Genomic DNA, 16,339 nt, shown 5'->3' on the forward strand with positions numbered 1-16,339 from the left:
CTGTTAAAGGACCGCTTACTTAAGGGCGCACTTGGACGACTACATCAGGGTGAACTTGAAGCAATCATGTTGGCTCAAGAATTATCTGCTGATTTCGTGATTTTGGATGATTTATTAGCTAGGCGTAAAGCTCAGCGACTTGAGATCAAGGTGATGGGCACTCTAGGTGTGTTGATGTTATTGAACAAACGCAACTTACTAAGTGCTGAAGAAACTTGGCAAAAAATCTTAGTCCTGACTCAGCAGCATGGTCTCTTTGTCTCTCCTCTGATCCTGCAACAAATTGAAGCGCAATTAGTAGGTGGTTACTTTCAATAGCTGTCTGTCAAGCTTTTGACATGGACCTCGCTTCAGTGCCCTCCGAAGCGAGGTCATGTAGAAGTGTATTAGATCAAATTGACATCAGTAACAACTGGCACACATTTGGTCTTTTGGAATGCTGTTTCTACTGTCAGTCTCGCTTCTAAAGGAAACGAAAAGCTTGATATTTTTTCAATCAACGCAGGGCTATCAACGATGTTCAGTTCTAAAATTTCATAACCGCCACATGCTGCCACCTGATAGTTTGCACTTGATCTGTTCTCTACAGGTTGCAGGATAAATATTTTATTACTTTCAAAGTTACAATTATTTTTACGAGAGTAGCCACTAGCTAACTTGAAACCTGCAATATATGCTTTATTTATCATATCTTTATCCTCAGTTATTTGAATGGCAGGTTGTATTTCTTGAATTAAATATCGTGGCGCTGAATTAATAACGGCATGTTTTATCTCTTCTCTAGTGAATTCGCAGGAAAGAAATTCTGACAAATCTATTTCAATCATTCTGATGCCGTTATTGACTACAATATCTCTTTTGCGACTATCTACTTCATGTGTAACTTTTATTTCAATCGCCAAATCATCTGCTTCGCCATAACCAACAGCATCAAACACCAAGCCGTGACCTCGCACTTCAGTAGATAATTTGTCAAAACGTAATAAACTAGGGGAATCCCTTGTTTCGGAAGAAACTAAACTTACACATTTTTCTTGTAGCAATATTTCTTTTGCTAATAAATGGATAGCAGTTTCCTGTGCTCCAAAACAGTTTTCAAAGTTGTAATGAGCAAAGTGATGTTTTCTAATATCACCTTTCTTTGCAACTAAAAAACTTCCACACTTTGGGCATAGACAGCTTTCAGATAATCCGCTTTTAACTTCGCTAATATGTATTAGTTCACCATCCAACACTCCATAACTTAATTCAATTTCATTTGTTTTATATTTTGTCTCATTGCTCATTAAATGCCTCCGTATTCGGCTTGTTTCACACAACAATGCTGCTGTGCTCGGAACGCATTGGAGCAGGTTGTTGGCTATACTTTGAGAGTCAAACAGGAACAAACCGGTTTATGTAGGTATGCAGATGGATTCAGATCAGTTGAAAGACGCGGCGTTGTGCGCCCTTAAATTTATTGAAATTTACACAGGTAAAGACGCAAAAACTAAGCGCTACAAGGCGCTTAGAGCGTTAGCAGATATGACGCTGAATGACCTGGAAAGAGGCAAGTCAGACACTGAATGTAAATATACTGCTCAGGATATCTTTCTCAGTGTGACTTCGTCAAAGTCATTTGAAGACTCTGATAAAAGAAACGTAAATCGTTTTTTGAAAGATTTGCACGATGCTTTACCAACGCATGAGGCGATGTTAAAACAAATTGCAATTGACAATAATTTTGTCGCAATTCCAACTTATAACTTCAGCGCGAGTGTTGGGAGCGGTTCTGGAGTTTACACTGAGCACTTTATTACCCCACTAGAGCGCAATTTATATGATACTGATATTCCTGCTGAAGATTTAAAGGAAGGAGAAATTAAGTATTACCTTGAATCCGTAAATAATTTGCCGCTCTTATTTAGATGGATAAATAACTTTGAGATTTCGGCTTGGAGACAAAAACTCCTTGCGTTCGCGATAATTATTGGAATATTGGTAATAGTTTGTCTATTTTTATTTTTTATGCTCGTCTTTTTACATACAAAAAATGGCGGGCTAGAAATCATAAGGGCTTTGTTTGGGACATTGGGAGTAAGTTCTTTTATTGCTTTCCCATTAAGACACCTTTATCTATGTTTGACTAACCGCATTATATCGGCACCTATATTACTACTTCCAAATACCGTTGATAACGCTCAAATTGAATATGTTGCAACAGAAAAGTTATCACCGATAACGGGAAGACCTATTAGGAAATTCCGTGTAGTGATTTACTCATCAACTTGTCCAATATGCCAATCAAGGATTGAGGTAGAAAACGGTGGTAAAGAATTTCACAATCGTCTTATCGGTCGCTGTACAGAAGTTCCACTTGAACATGTCTATAGCTTTGACAGGTTTCTGTGCAAAGGTAGGTTCTTGAGACACCTTTAAAATAGTCGCCCCAATTAGCCCGTAGGATGCGCCAACCAACGGGCGGCGCATCTTTCGAGTTATTCAATGCCTTCAATATCCAACGGCATAACACTACCCCTGTTTTCGAGATAAATTCCTTGCTTGACGTAATTCTGAAAACTCGAATATGACCAGTCCTTTACAGAATTTACCCATTGATGCTTGACCGGATTCCAATGGATGTAATCCATGTGGCGGCTGTAATTTTCTTGATCGCGCACGCAATGTTCCCAAAATCGCCGCTGCCAAATACCTCGTTCCCTTCGAGATTTTCGACTGGCTGAAACTCGCTCCCCTTTTTCGAGACTTTTGGAGAAGGCGCCTTTCAAAACATTCCAGCGGGTTGAGAAATCGGAATCCCGTTCAGGTAAAGTCCAAATACAATGAATGTGGTCCGGTAAAACAACCACGGCATCTATTTTAAAAGGATGTCGGCGTTGGGTATAGGCAAATGCCTTGCGCAACAAATCGACATTATCAATCAATAATCGGTTTCCCTTTCGTTGCGCCAAATTTACGGTAAAAAACCATGATGCACCAGGAATATAGAGTCTACGATAATCTGTCATATTAAATTGATGGTTTGTGCCAGTATTATCTCGAACGATGCGCCTCCCGTTGGTTGGCACATCCTACCGGAGTTTCAAAATTAATCGCCATTTATCGGCAATATTAAATGTCGGGTATGTGTCAAATAGCGAACGTGCGACGTTGCATAGTGAATGGCAACTCAGGATCGATCTCGCTCATTGCGCCCGCGCCTTTGCTCCGTCGGAGAGCCAACGCTATCCACCAAAACTTCGACGAACCTTACCGGCACCTAACTTGTCGATCGCGGCGCTTGGCGAGGCGAGCGTCGGCGCGACGAACCCGGAGCTACACTGTTTGCCGAGACGGAAGATTGCCCGCCGATCTGGCGGGTTCTTGCTCGATCCTTCGCGGTTCGGGCGAATCGAAGCTGTCCAGGGTCTTTATCACTCGACGAGTTGCCATTACAACACCGACACTCCATTGCGGACACGGACCGATGTTAGATAAACACCCACCATCCTCTGTTGAACATCGAGCGACGCCTGATCAACAGGCAAGCTTCTAATGCAAACATCGAAGGCGGCGTGTTTAACACCGGCGCTCCGCAACTCGATGCCGGGCGTCCGCCGATGAACAGGCGACGATCTCGACTAAACACCGAGCCGCCAGTGATTGACAGGCAGTCGTCTCTGCCGAACGGCGACGCGTGTCCGATCAACAGCGGCGCTTGCGTGTTAAACAAGCGGTGCTGACTGTTTATATTAGAAGGCCGCGTGTTCAGCGTAAAGGTCTGCCTGTTCGGCAAGGAAGCCTGGATGTTTTTGTGGCGATACCGTGTGTTGAGGTAAGAACGCTGGCGGTATCAATGGCAACATGGCCTTTCGCGGCGACACCGCTGTCGGTCGAACGCGGACACCTGACTGTTCAAACCGCACCGCTGCCGGTTTCGACGGGAACGGTGTGGTTGATCGGCGGCACTGTCAATGACGATCATGCGAGGCCGGGTTTATTTTGCCATCCAATTAAGCCCGCGATTCACGGAGCGCAATGACATTTTGAATGACCGCTTCTGCCATTTTCGGCCACCGTAACTTAAACCTTATCTGCCGGGAAGGGGGCGATTTTGTATTGGAACAGACGGCCGATTTCAATTGGAATGGCTGGCTGATTTACTCTGAAAGTCACCCGACGCGGTCACCCAATTCGGTGTCGGAACGCTGTCAATCGCGGCTAAAGCCGCTCCCACGCCATTGACTTTCATTTGCCGGGGCGACGCAACTGTTTCATGAGCGTTAGGTCGGAACACGCAATAGTCGGCCTCTTGATGCTCCCTCACGCCACCTTGAATTGCGCGATCAAGTTTTGTAGGTTTTGATTGACGTCGGAAATGGCCGACGCGCTGAGTTTGTTGGTCTGGGCTTCGTGCGTGGTTTGTTTGGCCAGTTCGGCGGTATGCGAGAAATTGTTGGCGATTCGTTCGGCGACTTGCGATTGTTGCAACGAGGCCGCCGCGATCACCCGGCTTTGGCTCAATACCTCGCCTATCGACGACTTGATGCCGGCGAATACCTGATGGACATGATCGACCGCCTCGGCCGTGGTTTTCGCCGCCGCTTGTTGTTGATTCATTAGTTTGACCGTGGTTTCGGTGGCACGATTGAGCCTTTCGATCAAGCCGCGAATCTGCTCGGCCGAATCTGCGGTGTTCGACGCCAGTTTGCGAACCTCGTCGGCGACCACCGCGAAGCCTCGCCCGTATTGCCCGGCCCTGGCGGCTTCGATCGCGGCATTCAAAGCCAGCAAATTGATCTGGTCGTTGAAGCCCTGAATCACGCCGAGCACGGTTTCGATGCCGGCGGCGTCGCGGCGCAGATGTTCCAACGACGCGGCGGTTTCGTCGGTGGCCTTGGCCAGTTCGGCGACTTGGACCTGAGTATGTCGCATATAGGCCACACCACTGTCGATCAGGCCGTGCGCCGAAGTGGTCGCATGTTGGCTGTCGGCCGCGCTATTGGCGACATTCACGAAAGAACTGTGTAACTCGGTCATTTGCTGAGCGCCGGCTTCGGTGGCCTGGCGTTGGTCGGCGGTAATCGATTCCAGACTTGCCGCGACCAGCAATATGTCTCGTCCGTATTGGTTCAAGGCCGAGGATTCCTGATTGATGTGGCGTATTAGCGACTCGAAATAATCATGCAATTTGTGTAGAGATTCCTTGACCAAATTGATTTCGGCGATACGGCTGCGCAACGAAACCGAGCCGCGCAAATCGCCGCGCGCCAGCAGATCGACATGGTTGCTGATATGGGCGATGACATCGGCCAAATGGCGTTTGATATAAATCATCAGCATACAGATAGCGATCAAGATCGCGGTGCAGATCGCGACGATCGTGTACAGGATATGTTCGTAATACTGATATTCGCCGGCGATCTCGGTTTGCAGATCGGCGAACCGTTGTTGCAGCGTTTGCAGTTGCGCGGCGGCTTGCGTCCGGCTGGCGGCTTTTTGGCGCGCGAACTGTTCGGCGCTACCCAGATCGATATCGTAACGCCGAATCAGTGCGCCGATCTCGCTGATGGGTTCCTCGGCGAGGTCGCGCGCCTCGGCCGCTCGCTCGGTCAACCCCAGACCGAAGTCCGGCTCCGCGTTGGCGGCGTCGCGCATCACGCCCAGCAACGGCAATTGTTTAAACCGATCGGCTAGCGCCAGCAGTTGGCGCTGATAACGCTGAATGTTCTCGGCCGAAACCGCTTCGCGGGCCGCGAAAAAGCTTTGTCTCGCTCGAGACAAATTCAACACTGCCGCTTGGGTTTGGCCTATCAATTCCCAGTAGGGTTGTTTGGTCTTGGCATCCACCGGCGCGCGAGACGCGTAGTCGATTAAGCCTTGCAAATGCCCGGACATTTGCTGTTCGTTGTTAATCAGCAGGATTTGCGGATCGGCCAATTTCCCGGCCGAGGTCAACTCGACGACGATGGATTGTTGAACGGTCCGCAACAAATCCAGAAACGGCGCTTTCAGCCGGTCGTCCACCTCGCGATTCGCTTCGATGTCGCGCACAGCCCGACCGACATTGGTATCGATGTCGGTTAACAAGGTGGCATCGCCGCTGGCCAGGTAATTGAAAACCGGCTGACTGATCCGGGTGTAAAACTGGTTCTGCTGTTGACCGACGAATTCGACGGCCTTGAAAGCGTGGTTAAGGTGTTGCAAGGAGCGAACCACCGCAACCGTGAAGCCGGTCAGGGTGAGGACCAACAAGAGACTGACAATTTTGGAGATACGGCTGATTTTCATGATGTCTGGTTTGGAACCCAAGAGGAATATGTACGGTTTAGCGTTCCGACGGATGACTAGGCTTTGAACTGCGATGCCATCGCGCGCATGTCGCCGGCCAGCGTATCCATCCGGCCGGCCGCGTCTTTCAGGCGCGCCAGGGAATCGTTGTTTTTGTTGCTCATCAGTTCGATGGCGGCCACTTTGCTGGCGATGCTCTCGCTCACCACCGATTGTTCGGCCAGCGCCGTCGCGATCGTGTTGGTGGCGTCCACGACGCGGATACTGCCTTCGCGAATGCCGCCGATGGCCTCGCCCGCCTGATGGGCCAACGCGACGTTTTGATCGACGCCCTGCACCACCTTACCGATATTGACGACGGCATCCTGCGCGCTGGCCTGGATGCGATCGACCAACTGCGTGATGTTTTCAGTCATCCGGGTGGTTTTTTCGGCCAGCGTGCGAACCTCGTCGGCGACCACCGCGAAGCCGCGGCCTTGCTCGCCGGCACGAGCCGCTTCGATCGCGGCGTTGAGTGCCAGCAGATTGGTCTGATCGGCGACATCCTTGATGGTTTGAACGATACCGGAGATTTCTTGGGATTGCTGGCCGACCCGCTCCACGACTTTGGCGGTTTCCATCACGCCGTTCGAGGTGTTTTGCATCGCCGATACGGTTTTTTCGATCACCGAACTCCCGTCGGCGGATTGGCGGGACGAGGTGCTGGAAATGGTGTTGGCGTTTTGCGACGAATCGGAAATATGCGCAATGCTGGCGGTCATTTCTTCGATAGCGGCGGCCATTTCCGTGGTCGCCGCTTTCTGCGCGCCGACGCTGTAAGACAACTCGGCAACCGACGCCGTCATGTCGCGCGCATAGCTGGCGACCGAATCGGCGCTACGCTTTATTTGGCCGATCGCATTCTGCCAAACCTGCAACAAGTCGTTGAAGCTTTTGCCGATCGCCGATATTTCGTCGTCGCCGGCGGCCGGCATCCGCAAGGTCAGATTGCGATTGGCGCTAATGCCGGAGATGACTCGCTGAAAGTCCGCGACCTGCCGCGCGATATGCAGCGCGGTGAACAATACCAGGCTGCCGCAGATCACCAACAGCGCGGCGAAGATCGCCAACTGAGTATTGCGGATTTGCCGAAACTCGTCTTGAGAGCTTTGGATTTGCCGGTTCAGGCGATCATGCTGGCCGGTTTCGAACGCTTCCACCAACTTGTTAATGCTGTCGGTGGTGCTTCTATCCATGCCCTTGACCAGCGCATCGGTTTTCTTGCCGGCTTCCGGGTCGGCCTGATCGAATTGCGCCAAGGCCGATCGGTATTTCTTGCCCATCTCCCGATGCTCGCTCAGCAGATTTTCGATATCGCGCGCAAACGGCGACCCCACCACGCGTAGCGCCTCCAATGCCTGAGTCAGTTTGGTGCCGACCAAGCTTTCCGAAGCGGAAAAACCCTGGGAATATTTTTCGAAATTGGCCGCATCGTTACCGCGCAGCAAGATGTTTTTCCATTCCTGCACCTGGGTCTTGAACGCGATGTTAGCGCTCTGAATCAGCACCAGCGTATGCATGCCGCTTTCGAAACTGCTGTAGTCTTCCTTAACCTTGCCGTGGATTTGTTCGATCTGATACAGGCTTCCCAGCCCCAGAAGCATAAATCCGCTGACTGCCGCGGCCAGGATGACGTAGAGTCGAGCTTTAATCGTTAGATTAGCCATAAGCCTATACTCCTGTGAGAATTGCCGACGTCGGATCGCCGGAATATTAAACGGTGTTTATGACAGTTTTGTTACAAGCGGGCCGGCAATCCGCCGCGTTATTTGCAGTTGCGTCAAGCTGTAACCCAGCTAGAACAATTGGCGCGGTTCATCAGAGTTGACTGCATGACGCATCGCTAGTATTGCAACTTAGCCGATCAAGATTTTAGTGTAGAGCGTTTTGCAAAAACGGGCGCTTAATTTCCAAGCTTGCCGCTCAGGTATCGCGACGACTGGAAAATACGGCGATATCGCGCTGAATCAAGAGCTAAAATCGACCGGATTTTGGCCGGTCGAACGGTAATACCGAAAGCGGCTCCGGCTAGTGCCAGCCGCCGTACTGCGTGGTGGGATCGCCGCGAAAACCGGCGGTAGTTTTGTTGGCGTCCGGAACGTGAGCGGTATTTTCGGCGGCGCGTACCAGATTGTTGTGGTTGTATCCGCCCATCGCCTTCGCGCTCTTGGCGATCGCGGTCGTGGTTGGGTTGATGTCGTATTTGCTGATTTCCGGATAAATCACCACGCTGGTCATCGTGTCGCCGGATTTTCCGGGTGGCGGGGCGTAGGTCAGTAATACCGGTAGCGGCGTTCCGGCCGGCGCTTCGATTTCGTAACGCTGGCTGTCTTGCAATTCAAGGCTGGTCAGCACCTTGCCGGCCTCGGTCGACAGCGTAACCGTACCGGCCTTAACCGGCCCGGTATTGTCGCTGACCGTGCCGCGCAATGTCGTGGCCCGCGGAAAGGTTTTGAGCGGCGCGTTCGCCGCGATGGCGGTTTGGGCTTGCTCCTGGCCGCAGCCTGCCAGAAGGATGCCGGCCAGGATTGGGCCGCTTAGGTAAACAATAGCTCTCATAGTGGTTTTCCCCCGTTGCAATGCGCCGGTTCCGTTCGACAAATGGCCGGCTTAGCCACAAGATAACGGCTTCTCCGCCGGCGGACAAGTCCGCCGCGACACCCGCCACAGTTGAATAATGGTCGCGACGCCGTTATAGTGGCGCGACTTTTATACTTGCAAATCAACGCCATGCCATCTTTCGACATCGTTTCAGAACTCGACGCCCACGAAGTGACCAATGCCGTGGACCAAGCCAACAAGGAAGTCTCGACCCGCTTCGATTTCAAGGGCTCCAACGCCAATTTCGAACAATCCGACGACGGCATTCAGATGAAGGCCGAATCGACGTTTCAATTGCAACAAATGTTGCCGATTTTATACGCCAAGATGGGCAAGCGCGGCATCGACATTTCCGCGCTGGAAAGCGGCAAAATCACCGACACCGGCAAGACCGCGACTCAAACCATTACGTTGAAGCAGGGTATCGGCAGCGACGCGGCGAAAAAAATCGTCAAATTGATCAAGGACAAGAAAATGAAAGTGCAGGCGGCGATTAACGGCGACAAGGTGCGGGTTACCGGCAAGAAACGCGACGACTTGCAGGAAGTGATTCAGATGCTGCGCGCCGAGGACTTGGAACAGCCGTTGCAATTCAACAATTTTCGCGATTGAAGCCGGTTTGGACATCACGACCGGCGAAGCCCGCATCGGCCTAACCGCGCCGCCTCTGGCGGTCGACGCCTGGCTGCAAGGCGATCCCTCCACGCTCAGCGATCTGGCCGGCCGCGTGGTGTTGATCGCGGTATTTCAAGTCAATTGCCCCGGCTGTTTTTTGCACTGCCTGCCGCGCGTCGAAGGCCTGCATCGGCGTTACCGGGAACAAGGCTTGACGGTGTTGGGCCTGGCGACCGCCTTCGAGGATTTCGATAAAAATACCGTCGCCAATCTGCGCCTGTTGTTGGAAGAAGGCCGGGTCATCGGCGAAACCGAAAAACTGTTGAGCCAATACGGTTTGCTGGAGCGCGGCACCTGGCCGTATCGCTTGAGTTTTCCGGTAGCGATGGACCATTTGACGCCGCGCGAAACGGACGGGACAGCCGCCGAAGTCGAGCGCTTCATCGAACAACGGATCGACGATTTTCAGGCGCGGGCGCCCGCCGAGCAACAAACCCTGCGCGCCCGCTTACACGATCATTTTTCCCGACAAGCCTTCCGGCCGGAAAGCTTCGAGCGTTACCAGTTACAAGGCACGCCATCCTACCTGCTCATCGACCGGAACGGCCATCTGGTCGCCAGCCGCTTCGGCGCCTACGAGACACTGGAAGCGGACTTAATCGCGTTGCTGTAAACCTTCTCGAGTCAGCTCCGGGCTGATCCGACCTTTTTTCTCCAGGACTCGCCATGCCCACACCCTTGCTGATCGCCAAAGCCGGCACCGCCGAATTGAACCTGCTACCGGCGATGGCCAATCGCCACGGCCTGATTGCCGGAGCGACCGGTACCGGCAAGACCATTACGCTGCAAACGCTGGCCGAGGCCTTTTCGGACATCGGCGTGCCGGTATTCGTGGCCGACGTCAAGGGCGATCTGGCCGGCCTGAGCCGGGCCGGCGGCGGCAATCCCAAGGTGGAAACCCGCTTGGCGGACTTGGCTATCCAGGATAGACAGCCGGCCGCGGCGCCGGTGCTGTTCTGGGACGTGTTCGGCGTGAAGGGCCATCCGCTGCGCGCCACGATCTCGGACATGGGGCCACTGCTGCTGGCGCGGATGTTGAACCTGAACGACGTGCAGAGCGGCGTATTGACCGCCGCGTTCAAGATCGCCGACGACCAGGGCTGGCTGTTGTTGGATCTGAAAGACCTGAAGGCGATGCTGCAGTACGTTGCCGAGCACGGCGCCAAACTGGCCGACGACTACGGCAAACTCTCGGCGGCCAGCGTCGGCGCGATTCAACGCGGCTTGCTGCAACTGGAGCACGAGGGCGGCGAACACTTGTTCGGCGAGCCGGCCCTGGATTTCAACGATCTGCTGCAAACCGACGGCTCGCGAGGGGTGATCAACATCCTGGCCGCCGAAACCTTGTACCAATCGCCGCGCGTTTACGCGACGCTGCTGCTGTGGCTGTTGTCGGAATTGTTCGAAAACCTGCCGGAAGCCGGCGACTTGGACCAGCCCAAATTGGTATTTTTCTTCGACGAGGCTCACCTGTTATTCAACGACGCCCCGGCGGCCTTGTTGCAGAAAATCGAACACGTCGTGCGCTTGATTCGTTCCAAGGGCGTCGGCGTGTATTTCGTCAGCCAAAATCCCCAAGATATTCCGGACGTCATTCTCGGTCAGCTCGGCAATCGCATTCAGCACGCTTTGCGCGCCTTTACGCCCCGCGATCAAAAAGCCGTCAGGGCCGCCGCCGAAACCTTCCGCGCCAATCCCGGACTGGACGTGGCGACCGCGATCGGCGAGCTGGGCGTCGGCGAAGCCTTGGTGTCGTTGTTGGACGAACAGGGGACGCCGCTGCCGGTCGAACGCGCCTTGATAAAGCCGCCGCGCTCGCGGATCGGCCCGGTCAGCGACGCCGAGCGACGCGAGACGCTGGCCGCATCGATCATCGCCGGCCATTACGAAAAACAGATCGATCGCGAATCGGCCTACGAAATCTTGAAACAACGGGCGGGAAAGGCAGAAGCCTCGACGGTCGGCGGCGGATTCGATTGGGGCGAAGTGTTGCCGGGCGGCGGCCAATCCGGATCGCGGCGGCGCGGCGGCCAAAGCGTCCTGGAAGCCGCCGCGAAAAGCGCCGCGCGCAGCATCGGCCAGGAACTTGGCCGCCAAATCATCCGCGGCGTACTGGGCTCGTTGCTGGGCGGTCGGCGCTAGCGCTAAAACACTGCTGACACCACGCTGTCAGTAGCACTGGTTTAGCATGACCGCTCTTTTAACTGCAACGAGGAGAGCATCATGAACAACAATCTAGCTACTTGGTTCGAACTACCCGCCGCCGATCTTGGTCGCGCCCAGGACTTCTACCGTCACGTGTTGAATTCGACGTTCAAGCTGGAAGAGATGAATGACATGAACTTGGCGATTTTCGAAGCCGAGGAAGGCGCGGTCAGCGGCATGTTGGTGCAGGGCGAGTGCTATCAACCCTCCGAGACCGGCGCGGTCGTGTATTTCAACGGCGGCGCCGATTTGAACGAGCCGCTGGCGAAGGTCGAAGCCGGCGGCGGCCGGGTGCTGGTGCCGAAAACGCCGATTCACGACGGCGACTGCGGTTACTTCGCGCTGTTCATCGACAGCGAAGGCAACCGGGTCGGCTTGTATTCGCCGGCTTAGCGAGACCATCGACCGCACATGCGCCGAGCGGACCGCCTATTCCAGATCGTCCAGATTCTGCGCAACCGACGTTTGGTGACCGCCAAGGCGCTGGCCGAGCGGCTGGAGGTCTCGGAACGCACGATTTACCGCGACATCCAGGTGCTCAGCCTGTCCGGCATTCCGATCGAAGGCGAAGCCGGCGTCGGCTACGCGTTACGGCACGGCCTGGATATTCCGCCGATCATGTTCAGCGCCGCCGAACTGGAGGCGCTGGTGGTCGGCGCCAGGATGGTCAAGACTTGGGGCGGCACCGAACTGGGCCGCTCCGCGCAGTCGGTGCTGGACAAGGTCGTGGCGGTCGTACCGGCCGAATTGCGCGACCGCCTGGATCGCTCCAAACTGTTCGCGCTGCGCTTCTCGCGGCGCGACGACTTGGATGTGACCTTGGACATTTGCCGCAAGGCCTTGGACGAGAAACGCGTATTACAGATCGATTACCGGCGCGGCGACGGCGAATTCAGCCAACGCCGGATTCGGCCGCTGGGCTTGTATTTTTGGGGCAACGTCTGGACCCTGGTCGGCTGGTGCGAACTGCGCGGCGATTTCCGCAACTTCCGCCTGGACCGTATCGAGCACGCGCGGGTGCTGGACGAAGCTTTCACCGAAGATCCTGGCCAAACCTTGCAGGATTTCATCCGCCAGATGCATTGCCAGCCGCAGTGACACTTACCGATCAAACCCGCATAAGCAGTTGAGGCTGAGTGCAGTTTTTCTGCAGATAAATTGACAAGTGGCTATATTATTCAGCAAATAACGCCATCTAGTTGCGAGATTTCTGCATGTTAATTGAATTTTCCGTCACTAACTTTCGATCCTTCCGCGAGAAGCAGACCTTTTCGATGGTTGCTGCGCCTAGATTGCGAAAGCGGGAGAATTTGATCAAACCAGCGGTCAAAGGTGAGAAATTGCCTGATTTGCTGAAAGTGGCAGCGATTTATGGGCCAAATGCTTCAGGGAAAAGTAATTTAATTAAGGCATTCGATGTTATTCGTGAAGTTTCCAATCGTCAGCCAATGGCGCATCCTGTGCCACTTCCGGTTGCTCCTTTTCGGTTTGACGCCACGTTAATTGACAAACCGACAAGAATTGATGTGCATTTTATTGTCTATGAGCAGCGCTATCAATTTGAGTTGGCATTAACTGAAAAGCGCATCGTTGAAGAACGTTTAGTTATATTTCCCGAAGGTAGAGAAACTCTTTTATACGAAAGAAAGCATCAAGCTGGAGGAGATATTTATCGTTTCGGTGCGGCGTTAGAAGGTGGAATAGATTTGCATGAATTATGGCGGAAAGCGACGGGGCCTCAGACCTTATTTATTTCTCAAGCAGTTGCAAATAGTAGCGAAGAATTAAAACAACTTAGAATACCGCTCTTATGGTTTCAGGGGGGATTGTCGGTTTATTTTACCCATAGCACTCCGGAATTAGCCGAAATTGCTCAGCAACGAGCCGAAACAGACGCCACATTTGCAGAAGCACTGTCATCGTTTTTGCGAGAAGTCGATGTCCCGATCACAGATATTCGATTTGATGAGCTTGAATCGGTTTCTACTAATTTATCGCGTACTTTTTTAGACTCGCCAATGGCGGGAAGACAAGCTAAAACTGTATTTACTCATCGAACTACATTAGGTGATGCTGAGTTTAATTTTGATGAGGAGTCAGATGGGACAAGAAATTTGATAGGTTTCTGGCTGCTGTGGCAATTACTTACTCTCGTTTCGGAACAAGGCTTGGCGTTAATTTTCGATGAACTCGATACGAGTTTACACCCTGAGATTGTCATCTCTCTAGTAACAAAGCATCTGTATTCCGAATCGCCAGGGCAACTCATATTTACCACCCACGACACCCACTTAATGGATGCCAAATTATTGCGCCGCGACCAATTCTGGCTAACCGAGCGGGATGCCAATGGCGCAACCCAACTCCGCTCCATCCACGATTTCGAGGGCCGGGAAGGCGAGGATCTGGAAAAGCGCTATTACGAAGGCCGCTATCGTGCACTACCGATAATCCGCCGGAGTTAAGAATGGCTCGCAACGCCGCGTCGTTTAATCGAGCCAAGCCGCGTTTCAAGCCACAACCGACGGTTTTGGTTATTTGTGAAGACAGCAAATCCGTTAAGCGCTATTTGGAAGATGCCTGTGGGTATTTTCGGATAAAGGTGCAAGTCGAAATCCGTCACTGCGGCAAAACCGATCCGACGAGTATCGTCAACGAAGCGATTGGCAGAAAAGGCAAATTCGACAGGGTGTTCTGCACGATAGACCGCGATGCTCATGCCAACTTCGAAAATGCTTTGGACGCAGCGAAAAGCCAGCCTAAGATTGATGTGGTGGTTTCCTATCCCTGTTTCGAGTTTTGGTTGTTGCTGCATTTCGGATATAGCCGAAAGCCGCATTCGCCTGACTCTTTGCTCAAGGACTTACGCGCTTATCCTGAATTCGCGGACTACGATAAAGGCAATGAACGAAATATCTTCCGGAGCCTGGAAAACCGCCTTCCTGAAGCCAGACGTTTAGCGCCAAAAGTCTTAACCGAAGCAATCGACAGCGGCGAGATGAATCCGAGTACTCGTTTGCATGAGTTGCTGGCGTATTTTGAAGAATTATCTCAACCGCAAAAAATCCGTTAATTCAACCTATCTCAATATCCCATGACAACAATCAACATCCAACAAATGATGGCCGACAGCGGCGTGGCGTTCGGCACCAGCGGCGCGCGCGGCTTGGTTAGCCAAATGAGCGGCGAAGTCTGCGCCGCGTATACGCTGGCGTTTATCCACGGCTTGCAGCTGACCAAGCCCGGCCAAAAAATCGCGCTGGGCATGGATTTAAGGCCGTCCAGCCCGGCAATCGCCCAAGCGTGCGTGGCCGGCATTCGCCAAGCCGGCTGCGAAGTGGATTTTTGCGGGGTATTGCCAACGCCGGCGCTGGCTTTGTATGCGCTGGAACAAGGCTTGCCGGCCATCATGGTCACCGGCAGCCACATTCCGTTCGACCGTAATGGCATCAAGTTCTACCGGGCCGACGGTGAAATCAGCAAAGCCGATGAGACGGCGATGACCGGCGCGACCGTGGAAGTCGTAGCGGTGGACGCTGAATTGCCGGCCGTCAATCCGGCCGCGCTGGCGCAATTTCAGCAGCGCTATACCCGTTTGTTCGCCAACAATTTGTTGGCCGGCTGGCGAGTCGGCGTTTACGAACATTCCAGCGCGGCCCGCGACGTGTTGAAGGAAGTCTTGGCCGAATTGGGCGCCGAAGTCGTCGGATTGGAGCGCACCGACACCTTCGTGCCTATCGATACCGAAGCGGTCGGCGAGGCGGATCGCCAGCGCGGCCGCGACTGGGCGGCACAATACCAGTTGGACGCGGTCATTTCGACCGACGGCGACGGCGACCGGCCGCTGATCGGGGACGAGACCGGCGAGTGGCTGCGCGGCGACATCGTCGGCCTGTTGTGCGCGAAGTTTTTGGGCGCGGACACCGTCGTCACGCCGGTCAGTTGCAATACCGCGATCGAAGCGTCCGGCTGGTTCAAACAGGTGATTAGAACCCGAATCGGTTCGCCCTACGTAATCGCCGGCATGGAGCAGGTCGCGACGGGCGGCGTGGCGGGTTTCGAGGCCAACGGCGGCTTTTTGGCCGGCAACGGTTTATCGGTAAACGGCAAGCCCCTGGCGGCCCTGCCGACTCGGGATTCGCTGTTGCCCGCGTTGGCGTTACTGGCAATGGCGCGCGGCCAAGGCGTCAAGCTGTCCGACTTGCTACAAGGCTTGCCGCAACGCTTCACCGCCAGCGACCGGATTCAGGAGTTCCCGACCGCCAACAGTCGCGCCTTGCTGGATCGCCTACAAGCCGACGCCAGCGCCTATCGCAGCCTGTGGGGCGATAGCCTGGGCGCGCCGGTCGATAGCGATATTACCGACGGCCTGCGGCTGACCTTCGCCAGCGGCGACATCGTCCACTTGCGGCCGTCCGGCAATGCCCCGGAATTACGCTGCTATGCCGAATCCGACTCGGTGGACCGGGCGGGCCAGTTGGTCACGGAAACCTTGCGCCGCATTGCCGGACGTTAATCGTCGGTTAAGTTGGGACGGCTAATCTGCAAG

The 16,339-nt window shown here is 53.8% G+C and carries 15 protein-coding genes and 1 pseudogene; 11 read left to right on the forward strand and 5 right to left on the reverse strand.

Annotated elements, in window-relative coordinates; all coding sequences use genetic code 11:
* Positions 1 to 318 (forward strand): annotated as a pseudogene (locus tag A1355_RS25800) (DUF3368 domain-containing protein); the annotation flags it as partial.
* Positions 319 to 386: 68 nt separating this feature from the next.
* Here the strand turns inward: A1355_RS25800 and A1355_RS25345 are convergent.
* On the reverse strand, positions 387 to 1,286 hold the full coding sequence (locus A1355_RS25345; protein WP_157197944.1) for a competence protein CoiA family protein: 900 nt from the start codon (positions 1,284 to 1,286) through the stop codon (positions 387 to 389).
* A gap of 124 nt (positions 1,287 to 1,410) precedes the next feature.
* Here A1355_RS25345 and A1355_RS18405 point away from each other — a divergent pair, with 124 nt between their 5' ends.
* Entirely contained in the window at positions 1,411 to 2,418 is a 1,008-nt protein-coding gene (locus A1355_RS18405) for a hypothetical protein (RefSeq protein ID WP_157197945.1), read from the forward strand.
* A gap of 59 nt (positions 2,419 to 2,477) precedes the next feature.
* On the opposite strand, the gene A1355_RS18410 is transcribed toward A1355_RS18405, so the two are convergent.
* Complete coding sequence (locus A1355_RS18410) at positions 2,478 to 3,008, reverse strand: REP-associated tyrosine transposase (protein WP_064030743.1); 531 nt, start codon at positions 3,006 to 3,008, stop codon at positions 2,478 to 2,480.
* 668 nt (positions 3,009 to 3,676) lie between these two features.
* On the opposite strand from A1355_RS18410, the gene A1355_RS25350 reads away from it, so the two are divergent.
* Complete coding sequence (locus tag A1355_RS25350; RefSeq protein ID WP_157197946.1) at positions 3,677 to 4,021, forward strand: hypothetical protein; 345 nt, start codon at positions 3,677 to 3,679, stop codon at positions 4,019 to 4,021.
* A gap of 281 nt (positions 4,022 to 4,302) precedes the next feature.
* Here A1355_RS25350 and A1355_RS18415 read toward each other — a convergent pair whose 3' ends face one another.
* From A1355_RS18415 to A1355_RS18425, 3 genes are all read right to left on the reverse strand, one after another.
* On the reverse strand, positions 4,303 to 6,270 hold the full coding sequence (locus tag A1355_RS18415; protein ID WP_064030744.1) for a methyl-accepting chemotaxis protein: 1,968 nt from the start codon (positions 6,268 to 6,270) through the stop codon (positions 4,303 to 4,305).
* A 56-nt stretch (positions 6,271 to 6,326) separates the two neighbouring features.
* Complete coding sequence (locus A1355_RS18420) at positions 6,327 to 7,976, reverse strand: methyl-accepting chemotaxis protein (RefSeq protein WP_064030745.1); 1,650 nt, start codon at positions 7,974 to 7,976, stop codon at positions 6,327 to 6,329.
* 361 nt (positions 7,977 to 8,337) lie between these two features.
* Positions 8,338 to 8,868 (reverse strand): hypothetical protein, encoded by a 531-nt coding sequence (locus A1355_RS18425; protein WP_064030746.1) that lies wholly within the window; start codon positions 8,866 to 8,868, stop codon positions 8,338 to 8,340.
* Positions 8,869 to 9,039: 171 nt separating this feature from the next.
* Here A1355_RS18425 and A1355_RS18430 point away from each other — a divergent pair, with 171 nt between their 5' ends.
* The 8 genes from A1355_RS18430 to A1355_RS18465 all read left to right on the forward strand — a co-directional run bounded on the left by A1355_RS18430 (position 9,040) and on the right by A1355_RS18465 (position 16,306).
* Positions 9,040 to 9,522, forward strand: a complete 483-nt coding sequence (locus A1355_RS18430) for a YajQ family cyclic di-GMP-binding protein (RefSeq protein ID WP_064030771.1) — start codon at positions 9,040 to 9,042, stop codon at positions 9,520 to 9,522.
* Positions 9,523 to 9,529: 7 nt separating this feature from the next.
* A complete protein-coding gene (locus tag A1355_RS18435; protein WP_231883723.1) occupies positions 9,530 to 10,198 on the forward strand; it encodes a TlpA disulfide reductase family protein in 669 nt (222 codons plus the stop codon).
* A gap of 53 nt (positions 10,199 to 10,251) precedes the next feature.
* Positions 10,252 to 11,727, forward strand: a complete 1,476-nt coding sequence (locus A1355_RS18440; RefSeq protein ID WP_064030747.1) for a helicase HerA-like domain-containing protein — start codon at positions 10,252 to 10,254, stop codon at positions 11,725 to 11,727.
* 81 nt (positions 11,728 to 11,808) lie between these two features.
* Complete coding sequence (locus A1355_RS18445; protein ID WP_064030748.1) at positions 11,809 to 12,183, forward strand: VOC family protein; 375 nt, start codon at positions 11,809 to 11,811, stop codon at positions 12,181 to 12,183.
* Positions 12,184 to 12,201: 18 nt separating this feature from the next.
* Positions 12,202 to 12,888, forward strand: coding sequence for a helix-turn-helix transcriptional regulator (locus A1355_RS18450; RefSeq protein WP_064030749.1), 687 nt, complete (start codon positions 12,202 to 12,204; stop codon positions 12,886 to 12,888).
* 116 nt (positions 12,889 to 13,004) lie between these two features.
* Positions 13,005 to 14,255 (forward strand): AAA family ATPase, encoded by a 1,251-nt coding sequence (locus A1355_RS18455; protein ID WP_064030750.1) that lies wholly within the window; start codon positions 13,005 to 13,007, stop codon positions 14,253 to 14,255.
* 2 nt (positions 14,256 to 14,257) lie between these two features.
* The gene (locus tag A1355_RS18460) at positions 14,258 to 14,863 is read left to right on the forward strand and encodes an RloB family protein (RefSeq protein WP_064030751.1); all 606 of its coding nucleotides are present in this window, start codon (positions 14,258 to 14,260) and stop codon (positions 14,861 to 14,863) included.
* A gap of 21 nt (positions 14,864 to 14,884) precedes the next feature.
* The gene (locus A1355_RS18465; RefSeq protein WP_064030752.1) at positions 14,885 to 16,306 is read left to right on the forward strand and encodes a phosphomannomutase; all 1,422 of its coding nucleotides are present in this window, start codon (positions 14,885 to 14,887) and stop codon (positions 16,304 to 16,306) included.
* Positions 16,307 to 16,339 lie beyond the last annotated feature (33 nt).

Origin of the sequence: Methylomonas koyamae (assembly GCF_001644025.1) — a bacterium.
Taxonomy (GTDB): Bacteria; Pseudomonadota; Gammaproteobacteria; order Methylococcales; family Methylomonadaceae; genus Methylomonas; species Methylomonas koyamae_A.

What these genes read in the sequence shown, in the direction of transcription:
- A1355_RS25345 (WP_157197944.1), bottom strand. Translation starts at nt 1,286, where the DNA reads ATGAGCAATGAGACAAAATATAAAACAAATGAAATTGAATTAAGTTAT.
- A1355_RS18405 (WP_157197945.1), top strand. Translation starts at nt 1,411, where the DNA reads ATGGATTCAGATCAGTTGAAAGACGCGGCGTTGTGCGCCCTTAAATTT.
- A1355_RS18410 (WP_064030743.1), bottom strand. Translation starts at nt 3,008, where the DNA reads ATGACAGATTATCGTAGACTCTATATTCCTGGTGCATCATGGTTTTTT.
- A1355_RS18415 (WP_064030744.1), bottom strand. Translation starts at nt 6,270, where the DNA reads ATGAAAATCAGCCGTATCTCCAAAATTGTCAGTCTCTTGTTGGTCCTC.
- A1355_RS18420 (WP_064030745.1), bottom strand. Translation starts at nt 7,976, where the DNA reads ATGGCTAATCTAACGATTAAAGCTCGACTCTACGTCATCCTGGCCGCG.
- A1355_RS18425 (WP_064030746.1), bottom strand. Translation starts at nt 8,868, where the DNA reads ATGAGAGCTATTGTTTACCTAAGCGGCCCAATCCTGGCCGGCATCCTT.
- A1355_RS18430 (WP_064030771.1), top strand. Translation starts at nt 9,040, where the DNA reads ATGCCATCTTTCGACATCGTTTCAGAACTCGACGCCCACGAAGTGACC.
- A1355_RS18440 (WP_064030747.1), top strand. Translation starts at nt 10,252, where the DNA reads ATGCCCACACCCTTGCTGATCGCCAAAGCCGGCACCGCCGAATTGAAC.
- A1355_RS18445 (WP_064030748.1), top strand. Translation starts at nt 11,809, where the DNA reads ATGAACAACAATCTAGCTACTTGGTTCGAACTACCCGCCGCCGATCTT.
- A1355_RS18450 (WP_064030749.1), top strand. Translation starts at nt 12,202, where the DNA reads ATGCGCCGAGCGGACCGCCTATTCCAGATCGTCCAGATTCTGCGCAAC.
- A1355_RS18455 (WP_064030750.1), top strand. Translation starts at nt 13,005, where the DNA reads ATGTTAATTGAATTTTCCGTCACTAACTTTCGATCCTTCCGCGAGAAG.
- A1355_RS18460 (WP_064030751.1), top strand. Translation starts at nt 14,258, where the DNA reads ATGGCTCGCAACGCCGCGTCGTTTAATCGAGCCAAGCCGCGTTTCAAG.
- A1355_RS18465 (WP_064030752.1), top strand. Translation starts at nt 14,885, where the DNA reads ATGACAACAATCAACATCCAACAAATGATGGCCGACAGCGGCGTGGCG.